Origin of the sequence: Paraburkholderia fynbosensis, assembly GCF_902859935.1 — a bacterium.
Classification (GTDB): domain Bacteria; phylum Pseudomonadota; class Gammaproteobacteria; order Burkholderiales; family Burkholderiaceae; genus Paraburkholderia; species Paraburkholderia fynbosensis.
Genome location: NZ_CADIKI010000003.1, coordinates 205,023 through 231,138 on the forward strand (window position 1 = coordinate 205,023; position 26,116 = coordinate 231,138).

A 26,116-nucleotide genomic window follows, 5' to 3' on the forward strand; every position below is an offset into this window, starting at 1 on the left:
CTTCACGCCCCTTCAATCTCGCGCCACTGCCCATCCGCCGCGCTACTCGCGAGCACGGCATCGATGAAGCGCAGCCCCGCGACACCATCGTCCACCGTCGTGAGCAGCCGGCTTTCGGCAGGCAACGCGCGGCCTTCGTCCAGCGCTTCGATCTGCAACGCCGCATCCTTGTACAACTGCGCGAACGCTTCCAGATAACCTTCGGGGTGCCCCGAGGGCACGCGCGTCGCGTGCGCGGCGAGTGCGCTTTGCACCCGCCCTCGCGTCAGTCGCTGCGCCAGCCCGCCTAACGGCGTGAACCACAATTCGTTCGGCTGCTCCTGATCGAATGCGAGGCCGGCCTTCGTTCCATACACCCGCAGACGCAGCGCATTCTCCGCGCCGCTCGCCACCTGGCTCGCCCACAACATGCCGCGCGCGCCGTTCGCGTAACGCAGCATCGCCTGCACGTGATCGTCGATGCGGCGTCCCGGCACGAACGTGTTCAACTCCGCCGACAGCGCCCGCGGCGTCATCCCCGTGACGAAGGACGCGAGGTGATACGCATGCGTGCCGATATCGCCGAGACAGCCCGCCGGACCCGCCAGCGACGGGTCCGTGCGCCAGCCGGCCTGTTTGTTCGCGCCGCCCGTCTCGACCGGTTCGGCCAGCCAGTCCTGCGCGTATTCGACCTGCACCACGCGAATCTCGCCCAGCTCGCCGCGCTCGACCAGTTCGCGCGCATGACGCACCATGGGATAGCCGGAGTATGTGTGCGTCAGCGCGAAGAGCTTGCCCTTGTCGCGTGCGAGCTTCGCGAGCGCTTCGCCTTCGGCGAGTGAAATCGCCAGTGGCTTGTCGCATATCACGTGGATGCCCGCTTCGAGGAACGCCGTCGCCACCGGTGCATGCAGATGGTTCGGCGTGACGATTGCCACCGCGTCGATGCCGTCGTCGCGGGCGGCTTCGGCGCGCGCCATCTCGCGCCAGTCCGCATAGCTGCGCGCAATGCCCGCCTCGGCGGCGCTCGCCTGCGCGCGCTGCGGGTCGGACGACAACGCGCCCGCCACCAGTTCGAAACGATCGTCGAGCCGCGCCGCGATCCGATGCACCGCGCCGATGAACGCGCCCTGTCCGCCGCCGACCATGCCCAATCCGAGCCTTCTGTGTGGCATCGCGTTACTCCCCATCAAAGCCCCAGCACACGCTTCACCTGCGCATCGTCCACGCCACTCCCGGCAAAATCATCAAACGCATGCTCGGCCACGCGAATGATGTGCCGGCGAATGAACTCCGCGCCTTCACGCGCGCCATCGTGCGGATGCTTCAGCGCGCACTCCCATTCGAGTACGGCCCAGCCGGGGAAATCGAATTGCGCCATCTTCGAGAAGATCGCCCCGAAGTCGATCTGGCCGTCGCCGAGCGACCGGAAACGCCCCGCCCGTTCGACCCAGCCGCTGTATCCGCCATACACGCCCTGCTTGCCGTTTGGCCGAAACTCCGCATCCTTCACATGGAACGCCTTGATGCGCTCGTGATAGATGTCGATGAACGCAAGGTAGTCGAGCTGCTGCAAAACGAAATGGCTCGGATCGTAGAGGATGTTCGCACGCGCGTGCTGCCTGAGCGCGTCGAGAAAGCGCTCGAACGTCACGCCGTCGTGCAGGTCCTCGCCCGGATGCAATTCGTAGCAGACATCCACGCCGGCCTCATCGAACGCATCGAGAATCGGCGTCCAGCGGCGCGCGAGTTCATCGAAGGCAGCTTCGACGAGGCCTGCCGGACGCTGCGGCCACGGGTACAGATAGGGCCACGCCAACGCGCCGGAAAACGACACGTGCGTGTTCAGGCCCAAGCGCTGCGACGCCTTCGCCGCAAGCTTCAGCTGGTGGATCGCCCACTGCGTACGCGCGGCAGGATCGCCGCGCACCTGCGGCGCGGCGAAGCCGTCGAACAGCGCGTCGTACGCCGGATGCACGGCCACCAGTTGCCCTTGCAGATGCGTCGACAGTTCGGTGATCGTCACGCCCGCATCGTCCGCGGTCTCGCGCAACTCGTCGCAATAGGCCTGGCTCGCGGCCGCCTGCTCCAGATCGATCAGGCGCGCGTCGCACGGCACCTGAATGCCCTTGAAACCGAGACCCGCGGCCCAACTCGCCAGATGCGCGAGATTGTCGAACGGCACCTCGTCGCCCATGAACTGGGCCAGAAAAATCGCCGGCCCTTTGATGGTTTTCATCGTACGGTTCCTCGAACGATCACGCGCTCGCCGTGCATGTGCGGCAAAAACTACGGCGAGCGCGCTGACTCGGCACTCACGCTCAGAACGGCGAGTCCGGAAAGTAGAACTGCTGCGCGTTTTCCTTCGTGATCAGCACCGACGGAATGATCGTCGTCGCCGGCAACTTGTCGCCCTTCAAACGCGCTTCGGCGGTGAGCTTGATCGCGTCGTAGATGAATTTGGGCGAGTACGACACGTCGGCCTTGATCATCGGCGCGCCGTCCATCACGTTCTTCACCATGCCCTTCGAGCCCGCGCCGCCGAACACGATCTTGATGTCGGTGCGCTTGGCCTGATCGATCGCCTTGATGACGCCGACCGCCATGTCGTCGTCGGCGGCCCAAACGGCGTCGATGTGCTTGAAGCGCGTCAAGTAGTCCTGCATCACCTTGAACGCGTCGTCCCGGTTCCAGTTCGCGTACTTGCCGTCGAGTATCTTGATCTCCGGATAGTTCTTCAGCACGCCGGTGAAGGCGGCCCAGCGCTCGTTGTCGAGCGTGGTCGGAATGCCGCGCAGCGCGACGATGTTGCCCTTGCCGCCCAACTCCTTCGCCAGAAACTCGGCGGGAATCTTGCCGAACGCGGTGTTGTCGCCCGCCACGTACGCGTCCTGCGCGCTGGTGTCGGTCAGGCCTCGATCGACCACCGTCACGTAGACACCTTTCTTCTTCACCTGCGCGACCGGCTGCGTGAGCGACGCCGACTCGAACGGGAAGATCACGAGCGCGTTGATCTTGTTGACCGTGACGAGATCCTGCAACTGGTTCGCCTGTTCGGGCGCGCCGGCCGCGGTCTTGACGATCACCTTCAGATCGGGATGCGCTTTCTCCAGATCGGCTTTCGCCTTGTTCGCCCACCAGACGATGCCACCCGTGAAGCCGTGGTCGGCTGTCGGAATCGCCACGCCCAGCGTGACCTTGTCGTCAGCACGCGCAACGCCTGCCGTGCCCAGTATCCCCAACGCCAGCATGCCGGCGCCGACCGCTCGAATGACGTGTTTCATGGTTGTGTCTCCATCCAGTTGGTGAGGCGTTCCGGCGCCCCGATTTTTGGACCTGCTGGTTTTGCCCGCTATTGCCTGGTGTTGCCTGGTATTGCAGCTTGAAACACCAAAACTATCGCCGTCCGCGCTGCACGAACGCGACGAAAATAATCACCACGCCCTGCACCGCCGCGTTCAGATACACGCTGATGATGCTGGTCAGATTCAGAATATTGGCGATCACGGAAAGCAGAATCGCGCCGATCACCGTGCCGATCACGCGCCCTTCTCCACCTTTGAGCGCGGTGCCCCCGACCACCACCGACGCGATCGCCTCCAACTCCCATAAGAGTCCCGTGGTCGGCGTGGCCGAACCGAGCCGCGGCACATAGAGCACGGTGGCCACGCCGACGCAGATGCCGAGCAGCACATACGTGACGATCTTCACGGTATCGACGCGAATCGCCGCATAGCGTGCGACCTGTTCGTTCGAGCCGATCGCCTGCACATGCCGGCCAAACGCGGTGCGATTGAGGATCAGCGCGCCGCCCGCGGCCATCACGAGAAACACCCAGATCGGGACCGGCACGCCGAACAGGCTCGCGTAGTACACCGGCCCATAAAGATCGGATAACGAATTATCCAGAGTCAATGCGCCGCCGTCGGCGAGCCACGTGAGCACCGCGCGAAAGATTCCCAACGTGCCCAGCGTGACGATGAACGGCTCGATGCGTCCTTTGGTGATCAGCAACCCGTGCGCGCAGCCGAACAACCCGCCCAGCACCAGCGCCGCGACGATGCCGATCGTGACGATCGCGAGCGGCGCGAACATGTGCCCGGCCGCGCCCGACGCGAGCCCGTTCATCAGCCAGATCATGCTGCCCGCGATCAGCGCGGCCATCGAGCCGACCGACAGATCGATGCCGCCCGAAATGATCACAAAAGTCATGCCGACCGCGATGATGCCGATGAACGAGGTGCGCGTGAGCACGTTCATCATGTTGTCGACGGTCGCGAAATCGCGGTTCAGCAGCGTGCCGGTCACACACAGCAGAATCAGCCCGACGAGCGGCCCGAGCGCATACAGACGATGCGCGACGCGCAGCGCGCGGCCGGATTGCACGGCTTCAGTGGGTGCCGGTCGCATGAGCGATCAACTCCTCTTCGGTCAGATGGTCGAGCGTCAGCGTGGCTTGCAGGCGTCCCGCGCGCATCACGGCGACGCGGTGGCACAAGCCGATCAGTTCGATCAATTCGGATGAAATGACGATCACCGCGCGGCCTTGCGCGGCGAGCCGGTGAATCAGGAAATAGATGTCGCGTTTCGCGCCGACGTCGACGCCGCGCGTCGGCTCGTCGAGCACGATCACGTTCGGATCAGGTTGCAGGAATTTGGCGAGCGCGAGCTTCTGCTGATTGCCGCCGGACAGCGTGCGCGCGCGGCTCGACAGGTCGCCGGTGCGGATGCCGAATTCGCCGACCGCCTTCGTCAACGCCGCGCGTCCGGCCTTCAGATCGAGCAGCGGATGCGTGTAGCGTTCGAGCGTCATCAACGTGACGTTATCCTGCAGGCTCAGGTTCACGTGCAGCCCTTTGCCCTTGCGATCCTCGCTGAGATACGTGAGGCCGTGTCGCATCGCGCCGCGCGGGCTCTTCAGATCGGCGCGCTTTCCCGCGATTTCGATGCGCCCCGCCGTGCGCTTGCGCAAGCCGATGATCGCCTCGAACGCCTCGGTGCGGCCCGCGCCGACCAGCCCCGCGAAGCCCAGCACTTCGCCCGCGCGCACGTCGAAGCTCAGGTCCTCGACCCAATCGGGCACCGCGAGCCCTTCCACCTTCAGCGCGAGCGGCGCGTCGGCGGGTACGGTCAGCTTGTCCGGGAACATGTCGGACAGCTCACGCCCGACCATCAGGTTCGCCATCTGCTGACGCGCGAGCCCCGCCGTCTCGCCGCGCGCGACGAAGCGGCCGTCGCGCATCACGATCACCTCGTCGGTGATGCGCTCCACTTCGTCGAGCTTGTGCGAGATGTAGACGATCGTCACGCCATCGGCCTTGAGCTTCGCCATCAGCGTGAAGAGCCGCTCGGTTTCGGACGGCGTGAGCGTCGCGGTCGGCTCGTCCATGATCAGCAGGCGCGCGCGGCGCGACAGCGCCTTCGCGATCTCCACCATCTGCTTTTCCGCGACGATCAGTGCGCGCACCTTCGTATCCGGCGTTTTCTCCAGGCCGACCTGCGCGAGATAGCGCGCGGCCTCGGCGCGCATCGCGGCGTCGTCGACGAACCAGCCGCGCCGCTTCTCGTGGCCGAGGTACATGTTCTGCGCGATCGTCAGATGCTCGGCGAGGTTGAACTCCTGGTGGATCAGCACGATGCCCAGCGCTTGCGCGTCGCGCGACCCGGCGAACTGCTGCGCGTGGCCGTCGACCAGCAGGCTGCCGGAGGTGGCCGTTTCATAGCCGGCGAGAATTTTCATCAGCGTCGATTTGCCCGCGCCGTTCTCACCGAGCAGACCGTAGATGCGCCCCGGCGCAAGTTCGAAGCTCACGCCGTGCAGCACGCGCACCGGCCCGAAGTCTTTGCGGATGTCGTCGAAGCGGATCGCGAGGCTCATGTCACGCGCTCCCGCGAATCACAAGCCGATGCGGCAGCAGCACGCCCGGCACGTTCGCCAACGGATTCGCGAGCCGCTGCAACAGCAGCCGCGCGGCGGTTTCGCCGAGTTCGCGCATCGGCTGCGCGATGGTGGTAAGCGGCGGATCGATTTGCGCGGCGAGCGAGATGTCGTCGAAGCCGACCACCGCGACGTTGTCGGGCACGCGCTTGCCGACGCTGCGCAAACCGTGGATCACGCCGATCGCCAGCGTGTCGGACACCGCGAAGATCGCGCTCGGCGCGTCCGGTTGCTCGGACAGCGTGATGGCGGCGGACGCGCCCGCCTGGTAGTCGAGGCTGTTCAGGTTCATGCGCCAGCGCGGATCGGGCGAGATGCCGGCTTCGGTCAGCGCATCCAGATAGCCCTGCTGACGCTGCCGCGCGTACAGGTAGTCGACGTCGGAATTGATCAGACCAATGCGCCTATGGCCGCGCGCAAGCAGGTGCCGCACCGCGTCGCCGGCCGCGCGGTAGTTGTCGATGCCGACGTATGGCACGCCGACCGCCGGATCGAACTCGCAGCACGCGACCCACGGCAGCGCGTGCGACGCCTCGCCGAGCGCCTGCTGGATGGTGGCCGGGTCGAGACAGATCGCGCCGTCGGCGCGGCGACGGCGCAGCAGGTCGAAGTAGCTGCGCTCGCGCCCCGGGTCGGCGCCCGTGTCGCACAGCAGCATGAAGTAGCCGTGCTGACGCGCGACGCTGTCGATGCCGCGCACGATTTCCGCGTAAAACGGATTGCCGACGTCGGGCACCATGGTCAGCAGCAGCCGGCTCTCGGCGGTGCGCAGATTGCGCGCGAGTTCGTTGACGCGGTAGCCGCTCGCGTCGATCGCGGCGAGCACCTTGTCGCGCGTGGCGGGCCGCACGTTCTCGTGACCGTTCAGCACGCGCGACACCGTCGCGACCGAGACCCCCGCCTGCTCGGCCACCCCGGCGATCGACAGACCATCGGCCGCGCGCAGCGGCCGAATCCCGGGCTGAGGTCGCGCCCCGGACAGGGGCGCCGGGGCCGCTTTGGACGACGATCTGGTCAAGTGAGTTCGCACCGAAATGTAATCGATTACATTTTTGGGCGATCGAAGCACGAAGCGCAAGGACGGATCGCTAGGGATTAACACGGAGGCCCTCGCGGCTGACGACGCGCCGCGTCGGCGCGCGAGCCGCGTGCCGCGCAGCCCGTCGCCCTGCCCGCGAGAGCGCGGCTGCGCCCCGCCATTTGGTACAATCCCGCAGTTACCCTGGCGCGGCTTGCATCCGGAATCGTTTTCGCGAGGCGGCCGGTCAGAGGCAAAAAGTCAGCGGCGGCGTTGGCCGGGCTCGGGGGCAAACCCCCGGTCAAACCCACGGTCAAGCTCGTCGCCCGCTCGCCAAACCAAAACCGCCGAATCCACCATGAACATCGAGCAAGCGCGTTTCAACATGATCGAACAGCAGATCCGCCCCTGGGAAGTGCTCGACCAGGACGTGCTGAATCTGCTCTCGATCGTCAAACGTGAGAATTTCGTCCCCGCCGCGTACCGCGAGCTGGCCTTCGTCGACTTCGAAGTGCCGCTGCCGGCCGGCCAGCACATGCTGGCGCCGCGCATCGAAGCGCGCGTACTGCAGGAACTGGCGGTGAAGAAGCACGAAAGCGTGCTCGAAATCGGCGCTGGCTCGGGTTATATGGCGGCCCTGCTCGCGCATCGCGCGCAGCACGTGCTCACGGTGGATATCGAACCCGAACTGGCGGAACTGGCCAAAAGCAATCTGATCGCCAACGGCGTGCTGAACGCCGAAGTCGTGACGGGCGACGCGTCGCGCGGCTGGGCTGGCGCCGCGCCTTACGACGTGATCTGCGTGTCGGGCGGCCTGCCGGTGCTGCCGCAGGAAATCCTCGAACAGCTGAAGATCGGCGGGCGCCTCGCGGCCTTCGTCGGCACCGCGCCGGTCATGAAGGCACAGATCATCACGCGTATCGACGAGAAGCAGTACCGCATCGCCGACGTGTTCGAAACCTATGTCGAGCCGCTGATCAACGCGGTGCAGCCGCCGCGTTTCAAGTTCTAGGCGATACACACGCTACACGTCGATCCGCACGGCCGCCACGCGGCCGTCATCTGAACTGGATGTCCCGCTGATGCAAAATCTGACCGCTCCCGCACTCGCCGAATGGCTTGCCGACACTTCGCGTCCCGCGCCCGTGCTGCTCGACGTGCGCGAGCCGTGGGAACTGCAGACGGCGTCGATCGCCGGCGCCGTGTCGATTCCGATGCGTGAAATTCCCGCGCGCAGCGAAGAACTCGACGACGACGCGCAGATCGTCTGCGTCTGCCATCACGGCGCGCGCAGCGCCCAGGTCGCGATGTTCCTCGAATCGCGCGGCCATACCAACGTGTTCAATCTGCAAGGCGGCATCGACGCGTGGTCGCGTCAGGTCGATCCGTCCGTTCCCACCTACTGAGCTCACTGCCGCGGTGACGCGCCAGCGGGCGCCGATCCGCGCGGCCGTTCTGGCGCCGACGCTGGCCGGCGCGTTTCACACGCTGCCCGCGCAGGCCGTCGGCCTGTCCTAGCTCTACGAAGGCGCTCGCTGGCGACGCGCAACTGCAAAGCGCGCGCGCGCGACGCTCGCCGCCGACAGCGAAGAACTGCCGCTCGCTCGCGCCAGGCTGCTGCGGCAAGTCTCGGCATCGCTCACTGGCAGCCGCCAGAACACCGATTTCGACCGGGCTTTCCCGCTTCTTCCGGCAATAGCAACGGCTATGTGATCTCGCTCACGCAGCCGCTGATTCACGTCGATAGCTGGTACGGCTATGCGCAGGGCCAGCTTGCGGTGGACCCGGCGCAGGCGTCGTTTGCGCAGGCCCGCCAGGATCTGATAGCGCGGCTCGGTCAGGCTTATTTCGACGCGCTCTCCGCCTAGGACAGCCTCGCCATCGCGCGGTCGCAGAAGGTGCCGAGCGCGCAGCAGCTCCAATCGGCGCGGCGCTCGTTCGAGGTCGGCAACACCACCATCACCGATACCAACGAAGCGCAGGCCAAATACGATCAGGCCGTGTCGCAGGAAATCGCCGCGCAGAACCCTCTCGCGGTGAAGCTGGCTGCGTTGCGGCAGATCGTCGGCCATCCGGTCGGGCAGGTGGACGGGCTCGCGGCCGGCGCGCCGCTGTCGCCGCCCGTGCCCGCCGATATCAACCAGTCGGTCGATGCAGCGAGCGACGCGAACTATCGGGTCGTGGTCAAACAGAGTGCGCTCGCCAGCGCGCAGCGCGAAACGTCCAAGGCCCGCGCCGGCCACCTGCCCACCGTCAATCTGGTCGCGAGCCGCTCGCGCAGCAGCCTCGGCGCAGCGGGTGCGGGCAACTTCGGCGGCAATTTCGGCGGCCGCTTCGGCAGTGGCGCGAACACGCTGTCGTTCTTCCATAGCGCACCGTCTATTCGCGGAATGGCAATGCGAGGATCGGCCAACCGAGCGGGCCGTTTGGCGCGTTCTGAAGACAGCATGAATGTGAGAGCGCCGCTAGCCGACCGCGTCACCCAACGCCCTTTCCCATTCTCCATTCGGAATTTTCCTGCAATCCCAATAACGGCCCACGGGCACCATGCTGCGATCTGTTTCCGGAGTGTTGAGATGAAATTTTCGAAGATCGCACTAGCGCTCGCGACGCTGGCGCCGCTCGCCGCTTACGCGACATTGGGCACGCAGCCAGTCGCGCGTACGCGTGCGGTGGCGGCGTCGCGGTCGTTGCTGCAGTCGTCGGTGGCAACCGGCGCTTCGGCCGCGTCGTACACGGTGCGCGAGGCCAAGGACGCCGACGGCGTGACGATCCGCGAATACGTGTTGCCCACCAACGTGGTGTTTGCCGTCTCGTGGCAAGGTCCGGTGCGCCCGGACATGAGCGAACTGCTCGGCAGCTACTTTCCGAACTTCGTCACCCCCCGCGAAGGACGCGCGCAAGGCATCGGCCCGATGGTCCAGCACAACAGCGGGTTCCATATCGAGTCGGCCGGCCATACAGGCTACTTTTTCGGCAAGGCGTACCTGCCACGCCTCGTTCCCGCCAATGTCCGCATGGAGACTCTGCAATGAAGCGGCACGTGCATTCATCGAACGGCCACTCCATGGCCTTATTCAACAAGAAACTTTGCTGCGCGCTTGTGTGCGCCAGTGTGACGCTGTCCGCGTGCGGGGGTGGCGGGGGCGATGAGGGTGGCGGTCAGACGGCGCCGACTCCGACTCCGACTCCAACTCCAACTCCAACTCCAACTCCAACTCCAACTCCAACTCCAACTCCAACTCCAACTCCAACTCCAACTGTAACTCCAACCTCAACTTCGAATCCAAGCGCGAACCCGAACCCGAACCCGAACCCGAACCCAAGCCCAAGCCCGAGCCCGACACCAAGCCCAAGCCCAACACCAAGCCCAAGCCCAATACCAAGCCCAAGCCCAAGCCCGACACCAACTCCCGTCACCAACACCGTCCCCCTGACCGTGGAACGATGGACGAGCTACGTCAACATCCCCTATGTCAGCGTCACGATCTGCATTCCAGGGGGCCAGGGCGCGAACCAGTGCGCGACGATCGATCACATGCAGGTCGACACCGGCTCGGTCGGCGTGCGCGTGCTCGCCAGCGCATTAGGTTCGGCGCTCACCGCCAGCCTGCCAGCGCAATCGGGCGCCACCGACGATCCGACGGGTAGCGCAGCGATCGCCGAATGCGCGCAGTTCAACACCGGCTTTACATGGGGAGCAGTCAAACGCGCCGACGTCACGATCGGCAGCAAGATGGCGGGCAACCTGCCTATCCAGGTAATCGCCGACGGCAAGTACTCGACACCGTCGGACTGTCTGTCGCGCGGCGGCACCAACCTGGACACGAAGGCCGGCATGGGCGCGAACGGCGTAGTCGGCATCTCGACGGCACAGCGCGATTACGCGGCGGCCGCGAACACCGCGCTGCCGGCAACCTATTACTACTGCTCGTCCGCAGCGTCGTGCACGAGCACGCGAGTGCCGCTCGACATCCAGGTCATGAATCCGGTCGCCAATTTCACGTCGGATAACAACGGCACGATCATCCGTCTGCCGGCGTTGCCGGCGGGCGGCCAGGCCAACGCGACGGGTGAACTGGTGTTCGGCATCGGCACGCAGGCGAACAATGCGCTGCCGTCGAATGCGAACATTCTCACGCTGAACCAGTACGGCTATTTCACGACCACGTACCAGGGCTACTCGTATCTCAGCGCAATCGACAGCGGCTCCAATGCGAACTTCTTCACGGACTACACGACGCCTTATTCGGGCGACTGGTTCGTGCCGATCACCACGCTCAGTCTGTCCGCGACCCTCGTTGGCGCCACCAGCGGATCCAAGCCGGTGAGCGTGCCGTTCTCACTAGCGAACGGCTTTACGCTATTGGCTAATCCCTACGCGGCCTATGACAGCCTCGGCTCGCCCATGTACAGCATGTTCGTCTGGGGACTGCCGTTCTTTTACGGCCGCAGCGTCTACACCGCACTCAACAACGCAACGATCGGCACCCATACGGGGCCGTTCATCGCGTTCTGATCGGGCAGCACAAGCAAGGGATCTAAACGTAGATGGCCGGCGCCTCACGGCGCCGGCCTTCTCGCCAGCAGCACCATCGCATCGTCCACGACAAGCACGCGCGGATCACACACGAGCCATCCCTATTCGAATCGCAACGACCACATCTAGTCCGTCTCCCTCAACACCTCCGCCACCGTCCCGAAGATCTCCTCGAGCTGCGCCTCCTCGACGATCAACGGCGGCGAGAACGCCAGAATATCCCCGGTATAACGCGTCAACACTCCCTTCTCGAAGCAGCGCACGAACACGTCATACGCACGCGCGCCCGGCGCGCCGTCGCGCGGCGCCAACTCCACGCCACCGACAAGACCCAGATTGCGCACGTCGATCACATGCCGTTCACCGCGCAGCTTGTGGATCGCACTCTCGAACAGCGGCGCCATGCGCGCGGCCCGCTCGAACAGTTGCTCGCGCTCATATAGATCGATCGTTGCGCACGCCGCGGCGGCCGCGATCGGATGCCCCGAATACGTATAGCCGTGAAACAGCTCGATACCACCCGGCGCGCCGTTCACGATCGCGTCGTGAATCTTCGCGCTCGCCGCGACCGCGCCCATCGGCGCGGCGGCATTGTTGGTGCCCTTGGCCATCGTCAGCAGATCGGGCGTGACGCCAAAGTACTGCGCGGCGAACGGTGCGCCGAGGCGTCCCCAGCCGGTGATCACTTCGTCGAAGATCAGCAGGATGCCGTGCCGGTCGCAGATCTCGCGCAGCCGCTGCAAATAGCCTTGCGGTGGAATCAGCACGCCCGTGGATCCGGCCACCGGCTCGACGATCACCGCGGCGATCGTCGACGCATCGTGCAGCGTCACGAGCCGCTCGAGTTCGTCGGCGAGATGCGCGCCCCACGCGGGCTGTCCCTTCGAAAATGCCGCTTCCTTGAGGTTCAGCGTATGCGGCAGGTGATCGACCGCCGGCAGCAGGCCGCCTGAAAACGCCTTGCGGTTCGGTGCAATGCCGCCCACCGAAATGCCGCCGAAGCCGACGCCGTGATAACCGCGCTCGCGTCCGATCAGGCGCGTGCGCTGCCCTTCGCCGCGCGCGCGGTGATAGGCGAGCGCGATCTTCAGCGCGGTATCGACCGCCTCCGAGCCCGAGTTGGCAAAGAAGATGTGCTTCAGATCGCCCGGCGTGTGGCGGGCAATTTTCGTCGCGGCTTCGAAGGCCTTCGGGTGGCCCATCTGGAAGGTCGGCGCGAAATCCATTTCCGCCGCCTGCGCCTGCACCGCCGCGACGATCTCGTCGCGGCAATGGCCCGCGTTCACGCACCACAGCCCGGCCGTGCCGTCGAGAATGCGCCGTCCATCGTGCGACGTGTAGTACATCCCCTTCGCGCTCGCCAGCAGGCGCGGCGCGCTCTTGAACTGACGGTTCGCGGTGAAGGGCATCCAGAAAGCGGACATATCGGGTGGGCTGACGGCGCGCTCGTTCATGTTGGTGTCTCCTCGCGTGAGTGGTCTTTCAGTGTAGGCAGAGCGCGGCGCATGCACAAAGGCGCGGCGGCCATGCACCGTCGACGCCCGCTGGCGGACGCGCGCGCTTCGTTGCGGCGCCGCGCGCACCCGAACGAGGCGCTTGCCGCGATCCTGCACCACTTTCGCGCGGCGGGGCGCCCCGCCGCCTCGGCGCGCAGCCGCGCCATGGCGCGCTGCCTATGCAATACGAGTCGAAATTGCCGCATGGCATGTGGCTTGCAGTACAAGAGCGGCAAGTCACGCGGGATAAGCCCTGCTGGCCGAAATCGATGCCCATAAACAGTCACCATCAATGGCAAGGGGAAACACATGAAACGTCGCAGTCTGCTGAAGTTCGGCTCCATGTCCGGCGCATTGGCGCTTGCTGGTCAGGTGCCGTTCGCGAATGCGCAGTCCGGCAGTGGTCCGATCAAGGTGGGCATTCTGCATTCGCTGTCGGGCACGATGGCAATCTCCGAAACGTCCCTGAAGGACACCGCGTTGATGACCATCGCGGACATCAACAAGAACGGCGGCGTGATGGGCCGTCAGCTTCAGCCGGTGGTGGTCGACCCGGCGTCGAACTGGCCGCTGTTCGCCGAGAAAGCACGTCAGCTCATCACGCAGGAGAAGTGCGCGGTGGTGTTCGGCTGCTGGACTTCCGTGTCGCGCAAATCGGTGCTGCCGGTGTTCGAGGAACTGAACGGCCTGCTGTTCTATCCGGTGCAGTACGAAGGCGAAGAAATGTCGCGCAACGTGTTCTACACAGGCGCAGCGCCGAATCAGCAGGCGATTCCCGCGACCGAATATCTGATGAGCGCCGAAGGCGGCGGCGCCAAGCGCTTCTTCCTGCTAGGTACCGACTATGTGTATCCGCGTACGACCAACAAGATCCTGCGCGCGTTCCTCAAGTCCAAGGGCGTGCAGGAAGCCGATATTCAAGAGGTCTACACGCCGTTCGGCCATAGCGACTATCAGACCATCGTCGCGAACATCAAGACCTTCTCGCAAGGCGGCAAGACCGCGGTGATCTCGACCGTCAACGGCGACTCGAACGTGCCGTTCTACAAGGAACTCGGCAACCAGGGACTGAAGGCCTCGGACGTGCCGGTGGTCGCGTTCTCGGTCGGTGAAGAGGAACTGCGCGGCATCGACACGAAGCCGCTGGTCGGCAACCTCGCCGCATGGAACTACTTCATGTCGTTGCGCAACCCGGCCAATGAAAAGTTCAAGAAGGAATGGGCGACCTGGGTCAAGGACAACAACCTGCCGGGCGGCTCGAAGCGCGTGACCAACGACCCGATGGAAGCGACCTTCGTCGGCATCCATATGTGGAAGCAGGCGGTCGAGAAAGCGAAGAGCACCGACGTCGACAAGGTGCGCGTGGCGATGATCGGCCAGACTTTCGCGGCGCCCTCGGGCTTCACGCTGGAGATGGACGGCAACCACCATCTGCACAAGCCGGTGATGATCGGCGAAGTACGCGCCGACGGCCAGTTCAACGTGGTGTGGCGGACCAAGACCGCGATTCGCGCCCAGCCGTGGAGCCCGTTCATCGCCGGCAATTCGAGCAAGCCGGATGTGGTCAGCTCGATTCCGGCGTTCCTGAAGCGCTCGCGCATCGCCTGAGCGGACTGACAGGACGGCGCGGCGGTGCGGTTGGTTAGCCGCCTCGCCGCGTCGCGAGCCGATGTATGTGATTCCACCGGGGCGCGCTTGCCGCACCGCGCGTTCGGCCATCGTGAAGGGGCTTCGGGCGCGCCTGTGCATTCGCATCGTCGGTCTGGATTGGCGCGGTTGAATTCGCGGAACTCACGCCCTTGCACGTACCCGCCGACTGCGTCTGCGCAGTCTCGGCGGCCGAAGCGGATTCACGGCGCGCACCCGCGCAGCAGTAACCCGACCGCGCGGCACGACCGCTTGTGTTGCATCCACGCCGCGCTGCGGTTTTTTCTTCAAAGGCCACCATGGCGTTTTCATTTTTCACAGACGCACGACGGCTCGCACGGCGCAGTATCGCCGGTGCTGCGCTGGTGCTCGTCGCCGGCGCCCCGCTCGCCGCGTTCGCGCTGACTCCCGCCGATGTCGCGCCGCTTGCCGCCGACGACTTCGACGCCAAATCCGCGGCGATCGACAAGCTGATCGCCAACCACGACAAGGAATCGCTCGCGGTGCTCAAGGCGCTGTCCGACGACAGCGCGCTCGCGACCGACGCGGGCGCCGTGCTGCTGCAGGACGGCGACACTGCACGCGATGCCGTCACCGGCAAGACGGTGGCCGCCGGCGACGCGCAGCCGGTCACCCTGAACAACCTGCTGCGCTCAAAAGTGTCCGGCGCACTTGCAGGCCTGCAACTCGACTCGCCCGACCGGGCCACCCGCGAAGCCGCGATCGGCGCGCTGCTGCAAAACCCCGATCCGGCGATCAAGCCGCTGGTCGACGCGGCCCGCGCGAAGGAAACCGATCCGGCGCTGAAGAAGCGCCTCGACACGCTGTGGGCGATGACCGCGCTGCACGACGCCGACCCGGCCAAACGGCTGGAGGCCGTGCAACTGGTGGCCGCGCGGCACGATCTCGACATGAACGAACTGCTGCGTCCGCTGGTCGCGAAGAAAGCCGACGGCAGCTTCGCCGAAGCCGACGAGCGCGTGCGCGCCGCCGCGCAAACGGGCATCGACGAACTCGATGCGATCCAGCGCCGCGGCCAGATCGCCGGCACGCTGTTCGCCGGGCTGTCGCTCGGCAGCGTGCTGCTGCTCGCCGCGCTCGGCCTTGCGATCACGTATGGGCTGATCGGCGTGATCAACATGGCGCACGGCGAATTCCTGATGATCGGCGCGTACGCCACTTACGTCGTGCAGAACCTGTTTCAGCGCTTTGCCCCCGGCGCGTTCGACTGGTACCCGCTGCTCGCGGTGCCGGCGTCGTTCATGGCGGCGGCCCTCGTCGGCATCGTGCTCGAACGGCTGGTGCTCAAGCATCTGTATGGGCGGCCGCTCGAAACGCTGCTGACCACCTTCGGCGTGAGCCTGATCCTGATCCAGGCGACGCGCATGCTGTTCGGCGCGCAGAACGTGCAGGTGATCAACCCGGCCTGGATGAGCGGCGGCGTGAGCGTGCTGCCGAATCTGATCCTGCCGTACAACCGCCTCGCGATTCTGGCGTTCTCGATGATCGTCGTCGGCATCGCGTGGGCGGTGTTGACCAAGACCCGCCTCGGCCTGTTCGTGCGCGCGGTTACGCAGAATCGCCGCATGGCTGCGTGCGTCGGCGTGAAGACCGCGCGCGTCGATTCGTATGCGTTCGCGTTCGGCGCGGGGATCGCGGGTCTCGGCGGCTGCGCGCTGTCGCAGATCGGCAACGTCGGGCCGGACCTCGGCCAGAGCTACATCATCGATTCGTTCATGGCGGTCGTGCTCGGTGGTGTCGGGCAGTTGGCGGGCACGGTCATCGGCGGCTTCGGGCTCGGGCTCGTCAGCAAGGCGATCGAGCCGTTCTGGGGCGCGGTGCTCGCGAAGATCGCGGTGCTGGTGCTGATCGTGTTGTTCATCCAGAAGCGTCCGCAGGGCATGTTCGCCCTCAAGGGCCGTAGCGCGGAGGCATGAGATGACTTCTGCTACTTCGACGACTTCGACGACTTCGTCGGCTCACGGCGGCGCGACGAGCGGCGGCGCGGCCGCCGCACGCGACGCGCAGTCCGGCTTCGCGCTCGGCCTGCCGCCGCGCCCCGCGCTGCTGTCGCGGCGCGCGTGGCTTGCGCTGATGGCACTCATCATCGTGTTCGGACTCGGCGTGCCGTTCGCCACGCTGGTGTTGCCGGAGACGAGCCCGCTGCATCTGTCCGCGTACGCGACGACGATCACCGGCAAGTTCATGTGCTACGCGATCGCGGCGCTCGCGCTCGATCTCGTGTGGGGCTACTGCGGCATTCTGAGCCTCGGCCACGCGCTGTTCTTCGCGCTGGGCGGCTACGCGATCGGCATGTACCTGATGCGCGCGATCGGCCACGACGGCAAATACGGCAGCGATCTGCCGGACTTCATGGTGTTTCTCGACTGGCATCAACTGCCGTGGTACTGGCAGGGCACGCAGCATCTCGGCTACGCGCTCCTGCTGGTGGTGCTGGTGCCGGCGGTGGTCGCGTGGGTGTTCGGCTTCTTCACGTTCCGCTCGCGCGTGAAGGGCGTGTACCTGTCGATCATCACACAGGCGATGACCTTCGCCGCGATGCTGCTGTTCTATCGCAATGAAACGGGCTTCGGCGGCAATAACGGCTTCACCGACTTCAAGCGCATCGGCGGTTTTCCGATCACGCATGCGGGCACGCGCACCGCGCTCCTGCTGATCACGTTCGCGGTGCTGATCCTCGCGTTCCTCGGCGCGCGTGCGATCGTCACGTCGAAGCTCGGCCGCGTGGTCACCGCCGTGCGCGACGGCGAAACGCGCCTGATGTTCCTCGGCTACAGCCCGCTCGCCTACAAGCTGTTCGTGTGGACCGTGTCGGCGGTGCTGTGCGGGATCGCGGGCGCCTTGTACGTGCCGCAGGTCGGCATCATCAATCCGGGCGAGATGTCGCCGGGCAACTCCATCGAGATGGCGATCTGGGTGGCGGTGGGCGGACGCGGCACGCTGATCGGGCCGATCATCGGCGCGTTCGCGGTGAACGGCGCGAAGAGCTTTTTCACGGCGAATTTCCCCGAATACTGGCTGTTCTTTCTCGGTCTGATCTTCGTGCTGGTCCCGCTGCTGCTGCCCAACGGCATCATGGGGCTGATCGAACTGGTGACGCGCAAAAGGAACCGCTCATGAACGAAAACCCGATGGTTCCTGATCTGGCTTTACCGGAAGCGCCCGCCGAGCATTCGCTGAGCGGCGTCGCGAACATGGGGCACGTGGTGGTGCCCGGCGAGATCGACGTGTCGCACGGCACGATCCTGTATCTCGAGGACGTGACGGTGAGCTTCGACGGCTTTCGCGCGTTGAACGCGCTGTCGCTCGCGATCGACGCCGGCGAACTGCGCTGCATCATCGGCCCGAACGGCGCCGGCAAGACGACGATGATGGACGTCATCACCGGCAAGACCGAGCCGGACGCCGGCAAGGTCTTTCTCGGCCAGTCGATCGACCTGACGCGGATGAACGAGCCGTCCATCGCGCGGGCGGGGATCGGCCGCAAATTCCAGAAGCCGACCGTGTTCGAGCAACATCCCGTGTGGGAAAACCTCGAACTGGCGATGAAAACCGACAAGGGCTGGTTCGCGTCGTTGCGTGCGCGGCTGGATCGCGAGGCCCAGGCGCGCATTGAAGAAACATTGGCGCTGATCGGTCTGGAAAGCGAAGCGCGGCGCTCAGCCGGCGAGCTGTCGCATGGACAGAAGCAGCGCCTCGAAATCGGCATGCTGCTCATGCAGCAACCGGCGCTGCTGCTGCTCGACGAACCGGCCGCCGGCATGACCGACGACGAAACCATGCAGCTGGCCGAGTTGCTCAACCATTTGCGCGGCACCTGTTCGATGATGGTCGTCGAGCACGACATGGAGTTCGTGGCGGCGTTGTCGGGCGACACAGGCAAGGTAACGGTGATGGCCGAAGGCCGCGTGCTCGCGCACGGCACGCTCGACGAAGTCAAACAGGACGAGACGGTCATCGAGTCGTACCTGGGTCGATGAGCGGCCAATGAGTGTGCCGATGAATCAAAGCTTCGAACGGATAAAACGACCATGCTGGAAGTAGACAAGCTGAACCAGTACTACGGCGGCAGCCACATCCTGCGCAATGTGAAGCTCACCGTGCCCGACGGCAAGCTCACTGTCCTGCTGGGCCGCAACGGCGTCGGCAAGACCACGCTGCTGCGCTGCCTGATGGGCGTGGTGCAGACGAGGAGCGGCTCGATCGCCTGGCGCGGCACGCCGATCACCAAACTGCCGACCTATTCGCGCGTAGAACACGGGCTCGCCTATGTGCCGCAAGGCCGCGATATCTTTCCGCGGCTGAGCGTCGAGGAGAATCTGCTGGTCGGCGCGGCCAGCAAGAAGGCGCCGAAGAAAATCCCCGACCGTATCTACGAACTGTTCCCGGTGCTCAAGGACATGCGCAGCCGGCGCGGCGGCGATCTGTCCGGCGGTCAGCAGCAGCAGCTAGCCATCGGCCGCGCGCTGATGAGCGATCCGCAATTGCTGATTCTCGACGAACCGACCGAAGGCATTCAACCTTCGATCATTCAGGACATCGGCCGCACGCTGCGTCAACTGGTGGAGGAAATGGGCATGACGGTGCTGCTCGTCGAGCAGTACTACGACTTCGCGAAGGACATCGCCGATCGCTACTGGGTGATGAGCCGCGGTGAGATCGTCGCGGGCGGCGAAGGCGCGAATATGGACACGGATGGCGTGCGCGCATTGATCGCGGTTTGATCATCGAGTCATCGTCGTGCGACCGGCTCGCGCCAACGCGCGTGCTATTCTCGTCGCATCGCCAGGCGGCGCGGCTCGCGTCCGCGTAACGGGCGCAAGCTCCCTTCGCCTAACACGCCGCCTTCATACGCCGCTTCAACACGTCTGCACGCCCATTCGCATGTCGCTTCACGAAAATCACGCCACGCTCGCTGGTGCGCAACCTGCCGCACAACCCGCCGCGCCTTCGTCATGGCAAGCGCGTCTCGAACTCGGCTTCGTCAAACGGGACACGCGCACGACGCTCGTGCACCGGCGGCATGACGGACCGTTGCGGGTGCAGCGCACGCTGCATCCCGAAGGCGAGGCGATCTGCCATGCGGTGATCGTGCATCCACCCGGCGGCATCGCCGGCGGCGATCAGCTCGATATCGACATCGCGCTCGGCGCCGGTTCGCATGCGGTCATCACCACGCCCGGCGCGACCAAGTGGTACAAGTCGAATGGCCGCGCCGCGCGCCAGCAGATCGCGGTGCGTGTCGGCGAGCATGCGAAGCTCGACTGGCTGCCGCAAAACAACATCGTGTTCGACCACGCGAACGCGCATCTGGACTTCTCGCTGACCCTGGCCGAAGGCGCCACCGCGTTGGGATGGGATGCGACCCAGCTCGGGCGCCAAGCCGCCGGTGAATGCTGGTCGGATGGCCGCTTGCGCGCCGTCTCGCGGATCGTGGGTCCGCAAGGCGAGCTGTTGTGGCTCGAACGCGCGGCCCTCGACGCCGACGATCCGCTGCGCAATGGCCCCCAAGGGCTGGCAGGCTTTGCCGCCTACGGCACGCTATGGGCCGTCGGCGCCGCGTGCGACGACGCGCTCGCCGAGTCGCTCACGGCGCGATTGCCGTTCGACGATTCGCTGCGCGCCGCCGCTTCGTGCGTGACGAACGGCGTGCTGCTCGTGCGCGCGGTATCGCGTTCGATGGAAACACTGCAGCACGCATTGACGGGCTGCTGGCTGCAACTGCGTCCGCTCGTGCACGGCGTCGCGGCAAAGCCTTTGCGAATCTGGTCCACCTGAACGATCCGGCGAGGGGCTTGCCCGTTCGCACAGCTTTCCCCTCTGCAAGGCTACTCGCGCACCACGGCGGCGCAGCCGCTCGCCCCAATCGGGTGCGCCGCCCGCTTTTTCGGCCGCTTCCCCAAGCTGCACGGCGATGGCACACACCTTGCGTCGTCCAGCGCCACGACGCTGTCGCACTCGACGGCAGCCCGCCGGCTCACCGCCGTCACGACACCATCACCACACCGCGCCACCGCTGACGACCATGAAACTATCGCTTACCCGCCCCACGCGCCGCGCGTTGCTCGCCGCGCTGCTGTCCGTGCCCATCGTCGCGCACCTCGCCTTTCATGCGGTCGCCGCTCACGCGGACACGCTCGACAACATTGCCAAGGCGGGCGTGCTGAAAGTAGCCGTGCCGGAAGACTATCCGCCGTTCGGCGCGGTCGGCCCCGACATGAAGCCGCAAGGCTATGACATCGACACCGCCGCGCTGCTCGCGAAGTCGATGAACGTGAAGCTCGAACTCGTGCCGGTCAATAGCGCGAACCGGATTCCGTATCTGCAAACGGGCAAGGTCGATCTGGTGATCTCGTCGCTCGGCAAAACGCCGGAGCGCACGAAGGTGATCGATTTTTCGAGCGCCTATGCGCCCTACTACCAGGGCGTGTTCGGCCCCGCCGACATCAAGGTGAGCGGCCCCGCCGATCTCACCGGCAAGACGATCGGCGCGACGCGCGGCGCGCTCGAGGAAATCGGCCTGTCGCAGATGGCGCCGAACGCCACCATCAAACGCTTCGAGGACAACAACGCGACCATCGCCGCGTTCCTGTCGGGCCAGGTGCAATTGATCGCCGCGGGCAATATCGTCGCAGCCGCGATCATCGCGAAGAATCCGCCGCGCCGGCCGGAGCCGAAGTTCGTCATCAAAAATTCGCCGTGCTTCGTCGGCATGAACAAGAATGAGCCGCGCCTGCAGCAGAAAGTGGACGCGGCGATCGCCCAGGCCAAACACGACGGTACGCTCGACACGATGTCGAAGAAGTGGTTCGGCGCGCCGTTGCCGGCCGACCTGTGAGCGAGCGCCGTTTGTAAGCGGGCCGTTAGCCGGACTTGTTACCGTGAGCGGCCCGGCGAGTTCATCCGGCTTTGCCTGCGTCGCCGGCTCGCCGCGTTTGCATGGCGCGCTCGCGGCCGCGACGCACAACGCCTATCATGGTCGCGGCTGGTGGTCCCTGCGGGGACCGCCCTGACGACCTGTCCGGACCATCACCCCGACCGTCCTAACCGAACCCACACATTCGATGAAGCTCACACCTCGCGAGAAGGACAAGCTGCTGATCTTCACCGCCGCGCTGCTTGCCGAACGGCGCCGCGCGCGCGGCCTCAAACTCAACTACCCGGAAGCGATCGCGTTCATCACCGCGGCGCTCATGGAAGCGGCGCGGGACGGCAAGACCGTCGCCGAGGTCATGTACTACGGCACCACGCTGCTCACCCGCGACGACGTGATGGAAGGCGTGCCGGAGATGATCCCCGACATTCAGGTCGAAGCCACCTTCCCCGACGGCACCAAGCTCGTCACCGTTCATCACCCGATCCCTTAAGCGTACAAGGCAAGCCCCATGATTCCCGGCGAACTCATCACCGACGACGGCGAACACGAGCTCAACGCAGGCCGCGCGACGGTCACGGTGGTCGTGTCGAATACCGGCGACCGCCCGGTGCAGATCGGCTCGCACTATCACTTCTACGAGGTGAACGAGGCGCTCTCGTTCGATCGCGACACGGCGCGCGGCTTCCGGCTGAATATCGCGGCGGGCACCGCCGTGCGCTTCGAACCCGGCCAGGAACGCACCGTCGAGCTGGTCGCGCTGGCGGGCGAGCGCGTCGTCTACGGTTTCAACGGCAAGGTGATGGGCAAGCTCTGACGCCCCCATGCGTCCTATGCGCCCGACTGCCCGAACCGCCCTGCCCCATTCCGGACTCACACCATGACCTTACGCATTGACCGCCGCGCGTACGCGGAAATGTTCGGCCCCACTACCGGCGACCGCGTGCGTCTTGCCGACACCGAGTTATTGATCGAAGTCGAACGCGATTTCACCACCTACGGCGAAGAGGTGAAATTCGGCGGCGGCAAGGTGATTCGCGACGGCATGGGCCAGTCGCAACGCGTGCATGCCGACGTGGTCGACACCGTCGTCACGAACGCGGTGATTCTCGACCATTGGGGCATCGTCAAAGCCGACATCGGCATCAAGGACGGCCGCATCGCGGCGATCGGCAAGGCGGGCAATCCCGACATCCAGCCGAACGTGACGATCGCGATCGGCGCGTCCACCGAAGTGATCGCGGGCGAAGGCCTGATCGTGACGGCGGGCGGCATCGACACGCACATTCACTTCATCAGTCCGCAACAGATCGAGGAAGCGCTCGCGAGCGGCGTGACGACGATGCTCGGCGGCGGCACGGGCCCGGCCACGGGTACGAATGCGACCACCTGCACGCCGGGTCCGTGGCATCTCGAACGGATGCTGCAGGCGGCCGACGGTTATCCGATGAACCTCGGTTTTCTCGGCAAAGGCAACGTGAGCCAGCCGCAACCGGCGCTGGAGCAGATCGCCGCAGGCGCGATCGGCCTCAAGCTGCACGAGGACTGGGGCACGACCCCGGCCGCGATCGACAACTGCCTCTCGGTTGCGGACGACACCGACACCCAGGTCGCGATCCACACGGACACGCTGAACGAAGCGGGTTTCGTCGAAGCGACCGTGGCCGCGTTCAAGGGCCGCACGATCCACACGTATCACACGGAAGGCGCGGGCGGCGGCCACGCGCCGGACATCATCAAGGTGTGCGGCGAAGCGAACGTGCTGCCCTCGTCGACCAATCCGACGCGCCCCTACACCGTCAATACGCTCGAAGAGCATCTCGACATGCTGATGGTGTGCCACCACCTGGACCCGTCGATCGCGGAAGACATCGCGTTCGCCGAATCGCGCATCCGCCGCGAGACGATCGCCGCCGAAGACATTCTGCACGATCTCGGCGCGCTGTCGATGCTGTCGTCGGATTCGCAGGCGATGGGGCGGGTGGGCGAAGTGATCATCCGCACGTGGCAGACCGCGCACAAGATGAAGGTGCAACGCGGCGCGCTGCCTGAAGACACCGCGCGCCACGACAACTTCCGCGCGAAGCGCTATGTCGCCAAGTACACGATCAATCCGGCGATCACGCACGGCATCGCGCATGAGGTCGGCTCGATCGAACCGGGCAAGTGGGCGGACCTGGTGTTCTGGGAGCCGGCGTTCTTCGGCATCAAGCCGTCGCTGATCCTCAAGGGCGGCATGATCGCGATGGCACAGATGGGCGACCCCAACGCATCGATTCCGACGCCGCAGCCGGTGCATTATCGCGAGATGTTCGCGACGCGCGGCGGCGCCTTGGGGCGCACCTCGCTGACCTTCGTCTCGCAGATGGCCGCTGACGCCGGCGTGGCCGAACGCTATGGGTTGAACAAGCGTATCGTGGCCGTGAAGAACTGCCGCAACATTTCGAAGGCCGACATGATTCACAACGCGTGGCGCCCGGCGATCAGCGTCGATCCGGAGACCTATCAGGTGATCGCAGACGGTCAGTTGCTGACCTGCGAACCGGCCACCGTGCTGCCGATGGCGCAACGCTACTTCCTGTTCTAACCATGCGTACTCTCGACAAACTGCTGGCGCCGCATCTGAAGCTCGCGCCGGTGCTGATCAAGCGGGCGCCGTCGCTGACGCTCGCTTTCGACGAACGGCGCAAGAGCCGCCTCGCGGCCACGCTCGATAACGGCGAAGAAGTCGCGCTGCTGCTGCCGCGCGGCACCGTGCTGCGCGACAGCGACGTGCTGGTCGCCGACGACGGCGGCCTCGTGCGCGTCGTCGCCGCGCCGGAAGCCGTGCTGTACGTGCGCGCGAAAGATGCGTTGACGCTGACGCGCGCCGCGTATCACCTCGGCAATCGTCATACGCCGGTGGAAGTGGGCGCGGATTATCTGAAGCTCGAATACGATCCGGTGCTGGCCGACATGCTCAAGCGCATCGGCGCGACGGTCGATCAGGTGTCGATGCCGTTTCAGCCCGAGTCCGGCGCGTATGGCGGCGGACACAAGCATGGGCATGACGAGACGTTCGCCGAGGACTATGCGCTCGCGCAGCAGGTGTTCGGCGAGCATCATGGGCATGCGCACGAGCAGGGTCATTCGCATGACCACGACCATGACCATGACCATGCTCACGGTCACTCGCACGACCATGACCATGACCATGACCACGATCCCAGCGGTCACGTCCACGACGAATCCTGCGGCCACGCGCATCACTCGCACCATGCGCATCGCTGAACTCACCGCGCTGCTGCATCTCGCGTCGCCGGCGTTGCCGATCGGCGCGTTCAGCTACTCGCAGGGTCTCGAAGCGGCGATCGAAGCGCAGCTGATCACCGACGCCGACTCCGCGCGCGCGTGGATCGAACGCGGTCTGAGCGACGTGCTCGCGCACGGCGAGCTGCCGTTCCTCGCGCACCAGATGGAGCGCTGGCGTTCGCATGACGCCGCCGGCCTCGCTGAGGCCAACCGCGAATTCCTCGCGAGCCGGGAGTCCGCGGAACTGCGCCGCGAAACGGAACAGATGGGCTGGTCTCTGCGGCAGTTGTGCGTGTCGCTCGAATGGGGCGATGCTGAAAGGCGCGCGACGCTCGCCTCGCTCACGCCGCTCGCGCAGCCCACCGCGTTCGCCTTCGCCGCCTACGCGCACGACGCCGCCGTCGATGCCGCGCTCGCCGCTTACGCATTCAGCTGGGTCGAGAACCAGGCCGCCGCCGCATTGAAGGCCGTGCCGTTGGGACAGCTCGCGGGTCAGCGCATCATCGTCGCATTGCGCGAGCCGATCGATGCCGCGCTCACGCGTGCGCTGGCCACCTCGCCCGAGAACATCAACACATTCGCGCCGCAACTCGGCATTCTGTCGGCGCGTCACGAGTCGCAGTATTCGCGGCTTTTCCGCTCATAAATCGATCCATCATGAACGCACCCCATCAGCCCGCCCACTCGTCCGTCCGTACGAAGAAACTGCCGCCGCTGCGCGTGGGCGTCGGCGGCCCGGTCGGCTCCGGCAAGACCACGCTGCTCGAAATGCTTTGCAAGGCAATGCGCGACCGCTATGACCTCGTCGCGATCACCAACGACATCTATACGAAAGAGGATCAGCGTCTGTTGACCGTGGCGGGCGCGTTGCCGGCCGAGCGGATCATGGGCGTCGAAACGGGCGGCTGCCCGCACACGGCGATCCGCGAGGACGCGTCGATCAATCTCGAAGCCGTCGACCGCATGCTGACGCGTTTTCCCGATGCGGATATCGTGTTCATCGAATCGGGCGGCGACAACCTCGCGGCGACGTTCAGCCCGGAACTGTCGGACCTGACGATCTACGTGATCGACGTGGCGGGCGGCGAGAAGATTCCGCGCAAGGGCGGGCCCGGCATTACGAAGTCGGATCTGCTGGTGATCAACAAGACGGACCTCGCGCCGATGGTCGGCGCGAATCTCGACGTGATGGCATCGGACGCGAAGAAAATGCGCGGCGAGCGGCCCTTCGTGATGTGTAATCTGAAGGCGCTCGACGGGTTGGATCAGGTGGTGGGGTTTATCGAGCGCAAGGGGTTGTTGAAGGTTTGAT

At 65.5% G+C, this 26,116-nt stretch carries 25 protein-coding genes; 18 read left to right on the top strand and 7 right to left on the bottom strand.

Annotated elements, in window-relative coordinates:
• Nucleotides 1–2: 2 nt before the first annotated feature.
• The 6 genes from HV770_RS06615 to HV770_RS06640 form a co-directional block, all read right to left on the bottom strand.
• Nucleotides 3–1,154 (bottom strand): Gfo/Idh/MocA family protein, encoded by a 1,152-nt coding sequence (locus HV770_RS06615; protein ID WP_175158647.1) that lies wholly within the window; start codon nt 1,152–1,154, stop codon nt 3–5.
• A 14-nt stretch (nt 1,155–1,168) separates the two neighbouring features.
• Nucleotides 1,169–2,218, bottom strand: coding sequence for a sugar phosphate isomerase/epimerase family protein (locus tag HV770_RS06620; protein ID WP_175158648.1), 1,050 nt, complete (start codon nt 2,216–2,218; stop codon nt 1,169–1,171).
• An 82-nt stretch (nt 2,219–2,300) separates the two neighbouring features.
• On the bottom strand, nt 2,301–3,263 hold the full coding sequence (locus HV770_RS06625) for a substrate-binding domain-containing protein (RefSeq protein ID WP_121316741.1): 963 nt from the start codon (nt 3,261–3,263) through the stop codon (nt 2,301–2,303).
• Between the two features lie 112 nt (nt 3,264–3,375).
• Entirely contained in the window at nt 3,376–4,389 is a 1,014-nt protein-coding gene (locus HV770_RS06630) for an ABC transporter permease (protein WP_175158649.1), read from the bottom strand.
• Nucleotides 4,370–5,857 carry a sugar ABC transporter ATP-binding protein gene (locus HV770_RS06635; protein ID WP_175158650.1) on the bottom strand — a complete coding sequence of 496 codons (1,488 nt, stop codon included), beginning with the start codon at nt 5,855–5,857 and terminating at the stop codon, nt 4,370–4,372. The genes HV770_RS06630 and HV770_RS06635 overlap by 20 nt, the downstream gene beginning before the upstream one ends.
• A 1-nt stretch (nt 5,858) precedes the next feature.
• Nucleotides 5,859–6,935 carry a LacI family DNA-binding transcriptional regulator gene (locus HV770_RS06640; protein ID WP_175158651.1) on the bottom strand — a complete coding sequence of 359 codons (1,077 nt, stop codon included), beginning with the start codon at nt 6,933–6,935 and terminating at the stop codon, nt 5,859–5,861.
• A gap of 358 nt (nt 6,936–7,293) precedes the next feature.
• Here HV770_RS06640 and HV770_RS06645 point away from each other — a divergent pair, with 358 nt between their 5' ends.
• From HV770_RS06645 to HV770_RS06665, 5 genes are all read left to right on the top strand, one after another.
• Nucleotides 7,294–7,947, top strand: a complete 654-nt coding sequence (locus HV770_RS06645) for a protein-L-isoaspartate O-methyltransferase family protein (protein WP_175158652.1) — start codon at nt 7,294–7,296, stop codon at nt 7,945–7,947.
• Between the two features lie 70 nt (nt 7,948–8,017).
• Entirely contained in the window at nt 8,018–8,341 is a 324-nt protein-coding gene (locus HV770_RS06650; RefSeq protein ID WP_121316736.1) for a rhodanese-like domain-containing protein, read from the top strand.
• 303 nt (nt 8,342–8,644) lie between these two features.
• Nucleotides 8,645–8,803 carry a hypothetical protein gene (locus HV770_RS40020; protein ID WP_484555938.1) on the top strand — a complete coding sequence of 53 codons (159 nt, stop codon included), beginning with the start codon at nt 8,645–8,647 and terminating at the stop codon, nt 8,801–8,803.
• Between the two features lie 30 nt (nt 8,804–8,833).
• Nucleotides 8,834–9,970, top strand: a complete 1,137-nt coding sequence (locus HV770_RS40025) for a DUF2844 domain-containing protein (protein WP_175158653.1) — start codon at nt 8,834–8,836, stop codon at nt 9,968–9,970.
• 32 nt (nt 9,971–10,002) lie between these two features.
• Nucleotides 10,003–11,454, top strand: a complete 1,452-nt coding sequence (locus HV770_RS06665) for a DUF3443 family protein (protein WP_281366197.1) — start codon at nt 10,003–10,005, stop codon at nt 11,452–11,454.
• 146 nt (nt 11,455–11,600) lie between these two features.
• Here HV770_RS06665 and aptA read toward each other — a convergent pair whose 3' ends face one another.
• On the bottom strand, nt 11,601–12,929 hold the full coding sequence (gene aptA, locus HV770_RS06670) for an omega-aminotransferase AptA (RefSeq protein ID WP_175158655.1): 1,329 nt from the start codon (nt 12,927–12,929) through the stop codon (nt 11,601–11,603).
• A gap of 351 nt (nt 12,930–13,280) precedes the next feature.
• Between aptA and urtA the strand changes: the two genes are divergently transcribed.
• From urtA to ureG, 13 genes are all read left to right on the top strand, one after another.
• Nucleotides 13,281–14,579 (top strand): urea ABC transporter substrate-binding protein, encoded by a 1,299-nt coding sequence (urtA, locus tag HV770_RS06675; protein ID WP_175158656.1) that lies wholly within the window; start codon nt 13,281–13,283, stop codon nt 14,577–14,579.
• Nucleotides 14,580–14,917: 338 nt separating this feature from the next.
• The gene (gene urtB, locus HV770_RS06680) at nt 14,918–16,555 is read left to right on the top strand and encodes an urea ABC transporter permease subunit UrtB (protein WP_175158657.1); all 1,638 of its coding nucleotides are present in this window, start codon (nt 14,918–14,920) and stop codon (nt 16,553–16,555) included.
• Nucleotide 16,556: 1 nt separating this feature from the next.
• Nucleotides 16,557–17,759: an urea ABC transporter permease subunit UrtC gene (urtC, locus tag HV770_RS06685; protein WP_175158658.1), complete on the top strand. Its 1,203-nt coding sequence runs from the start codon at nt 16,557–16,559 to the stop codon at nt 17,757–17,759.
• On the top strand, nt 17,756–18,619 hold the full coding sequence (gene urtD / locus HV770_RS06690; RefSeq protein ID WP_175158659.1) for an urea ABC transporter ATP-binding protein UrtD: 864 nt from the start codon (nt 17,756–17,758) through the stop codon (nt 18,617–18,619). The genes urtC and urtD overlap by 4 nt, the downstream gene beginning before the upstream one ends.
• Before the next feature lie 51 nt (nt 18,620–18,670).
• Nucleotides 18,671–19,363, top strand: coding sequence for an urea ABC transporter ATP-binding subunit UrtE (gene urtE / locus HV770_RS06695; protein ID WP_175158660.1), 693 nt, complete (start codon nt 18,671–18,673; stop codon nt 19,361–19,363).
• 160 nt (nt 19,364–19,523) lie between these two features.
• Nucleotides 19,524–20,417, top strand: a complete 894-nt coding sequence (locus HV770_RS06705; protein WP_175158662.1) for an urease accessory protein UreD — start codon at nt 19,524–19,526, stop codon at nt 20,415–20,417.
• A gap of 247 nt (nt 20,418–20,664) precedes the next feature.
• On the top strand, nt 20,665–21,477 hold the full coding sequence (locus tag HV770_RS06710) for a transporter substrate-binding domain-containing protein (protein WP_175158663.1): 813 nt from the start codon (nt 20,665–20,667) through the stop codon (nt 21,475–21,477).
• Between the two features lie 226 nt (nt 21,478–21,703).
• Nucleotides 21,704–22,006: an urease subunit gamma gene (ureA, locus tag HV770_RS06715; protein ID WP_042327793.1), complete on the top strand. Its 303-nt coding sequence runs from the start codon at nt 21,704–21,706 to the stop codon at nt 22,004–22,006.
• A gap of 18 nt (nt 22,007–22,024) precedes the next feature.
• The gene (locus HV770_RS06720) at nt 22,025–22,330 is read left to right on the top strand and encodes an urease subunit beta (RefSeq protein ID WP_121316726.1); all 306 of its coding nucleotides are present in this window, start codon (nt 22,025–22,027) and stop codon (nt 22,328–22,330) included.
• A 63-nt stretch (nt 22,331–22,393) separates the two neighbouring features.
• Nucleotides 22,394–24,100 (top strand): urease subunit alpha, encoded by a 1,707-nt coding sequence (ureC, locus tag HV770_RS06725; protein WP_121316725.1) that lies wholly within the window; start codon nt 22,394–22,396, stop codon nt 24,098–24,100.
• Nucleotides 24,101–24,102: 2 nt separating this feature from the next.
• Nucleotides 24,103–24,783: an urease accessory protein UreE gene (gene ureE, locus HV770_RS06730; RefSeq protein WP_175158664.1), complete on the top strand. Its 681-nt coding sequence runs from the start codon at nt 24,103–24,105 to the stop codon at nt 24,781–24,783.
• Entirely contained in the window at nt 24,770–25,450 is a 681-nt protein-coding gene (locus tag HV770_RS06735; protein ID WP_175158841.1) for an urease accessory protein UreF, read from the top strand. Before ureE ends, HV770_RS06735 begins: the two co-directional genes overlap by 14 nt.
• 11 nt (nt 25,451–25,461) lie before the next feature.
• On the top strand, nt 25,462–26,115 hold the full coding sequence (gene ureG / locus HV770_RS06740) for an urease accessory protein UreG (RefSeq protein WP_175158665.1): 654 nt from the start codon (nt 25,462–25,464) through the stop codon (nt 26,113–26,115).
• The last annotated feature ends 1 nt before the right edge of the window (nt 26,116 follow it).

Coding starts and splice junctions, on each gene's coding strand:
- HV770_RS06615 (WP_175158647.1), bottom strand. CDS start 1,154: ATGCCACACAGAAGGCTCGGATTGGGCATGGTCGGCGGCGGACAGGGC.
- HV770_RS06620 (WP_175158648.1), bottom strand. CDS start 2,218: ATGAAAACCATCAAAGGGCCGGCGATTTTTCTGGCCCAGTTCATGGGC.
- HV770_RS06625 (WP_121316741.1), bottom strand. CDS start 3,263: ATGAAACACGTCATTCGAGCGGTCGGCGCCGGCATGCTGGCGTTGGGG.
- HV770_RS06630 (WP_175158649.1), bottom strand. CDS start 4,389: ATGCGACCGGCACCCACTGAAGCCGTGCAATCCGGCCGCGCGCTGCGC.
- HV770_RS06635 (WP_175158650.1), bottom strand. CDS start 5,857: ATGAGCCTCGCGATCCGCTTCGACGACATCCGCAAAGACTTCGGGCCG.
- HV770_RS06645 (WP_175158652.1), top strand. CDS start 7,294: ATGAACATCGAGCAAGCGCGTTTCAACATGATCGAACAGCAGATCCGC.
- HV770_RS06650 (WP_121316736.1), top strand. CDS start 8,018: ATGCAAAATCTGACCGCTCCCGCACTCGCCGAATGGCTTGCCGACACT.
- HV770_RS06665 (WP_281366197.1), top strand. CDS start 10,003: ATGGCCTTATTCAACAAGAAACTTTGCTGCGCGCTTGTGTGCGCCAGT.
- aptA (WP_175158655.1), bottom strand. CDS start 12,929: ATGAACGAGCGCGCCGTCAGCCCACCCGATATGTCCGCTTTCTGGATG.
- urtA (WP_175158656.1), top strand. CDS start 13,281: ATGAAACGTCGCAGTCTGCTGAAGTTCGGCTCCATGTCCGGCGCATTG.
- urtB (WP_175158657.1), top strand. CDS start 14,918: ATGGCGTTTTCATTTTTCACAGACGCACGACGGCTCGCACGGCGCAGT.
- urtC (WP_175158658.1), top strand. CDS start 16,557: ATGACTTCTGCTACTTCGACGACTTCGACGACTTCGTCGGCTCACGGC.
- urtD (WP_175158659.1), top strand. CDS start 17,756: ATGAACGAAAACCCGATGGTTCCTGATCTGGCTTTACCGGAAGCGCCC.
- urtE (WP_175158660.1), top strand. CDS start 18,671: ATGCTGGAAGTAGACAAGCTGAACCAGTACTACGGCGGCAGCCACATC.
- HV770_RS06705 (WP_175158662.1), top strand. CDS start 19,524: ATGTCGCTTCACGAAAATCACGCCACGCTCGCTGGTGCGCAACCTGCC.
- HV770_RS06710 (WP_175158663.1), top strand. CDS start 20,665: ATGAAACTATCGCTTACCCGCCCCACGCGCCGCGCGTTGCTCGCCGCG.
- ureA (WP_042327793.1), top strand. CDS start 21,704: ATGAAGCTCACACCTCGCGAGAAGGACAAGCTGCTGATCTTCACCGCC.
- HV770_RS06720 (WP_121316726.1), top strand. CDS start 22,025: ATGATTCCCGGCGAACTCATCACCGACGACGGCGAACACGAGCTCAAC.
- ureC (WP_121316725.1), top strand. CDS start 22,394: ATGACCTTACGCATTGACCGCCGCGCGTACGCGGAAATGTTCGGCCCC.
- ureE (WP_175158664.1), top strand. CDS start 24,103: ATGCGTACTCTCGACAAACTGCTGGCGCCGCATCTGAAGCTCGCGCCG.
- HV770_RS06735 (WP_175158841.1), top strand. CDS start 24,770: ATGCGCATCGCTGAACTCACCGCGCTGCTGCATCTCGCGTCGCCGGCG.
- ureG (WP_175158665.1), top strand. CDS start 25,462: ATGAACGCACCCCATCAGCCCGCCCACTCGTCCGTCCGTACGAAGAAA.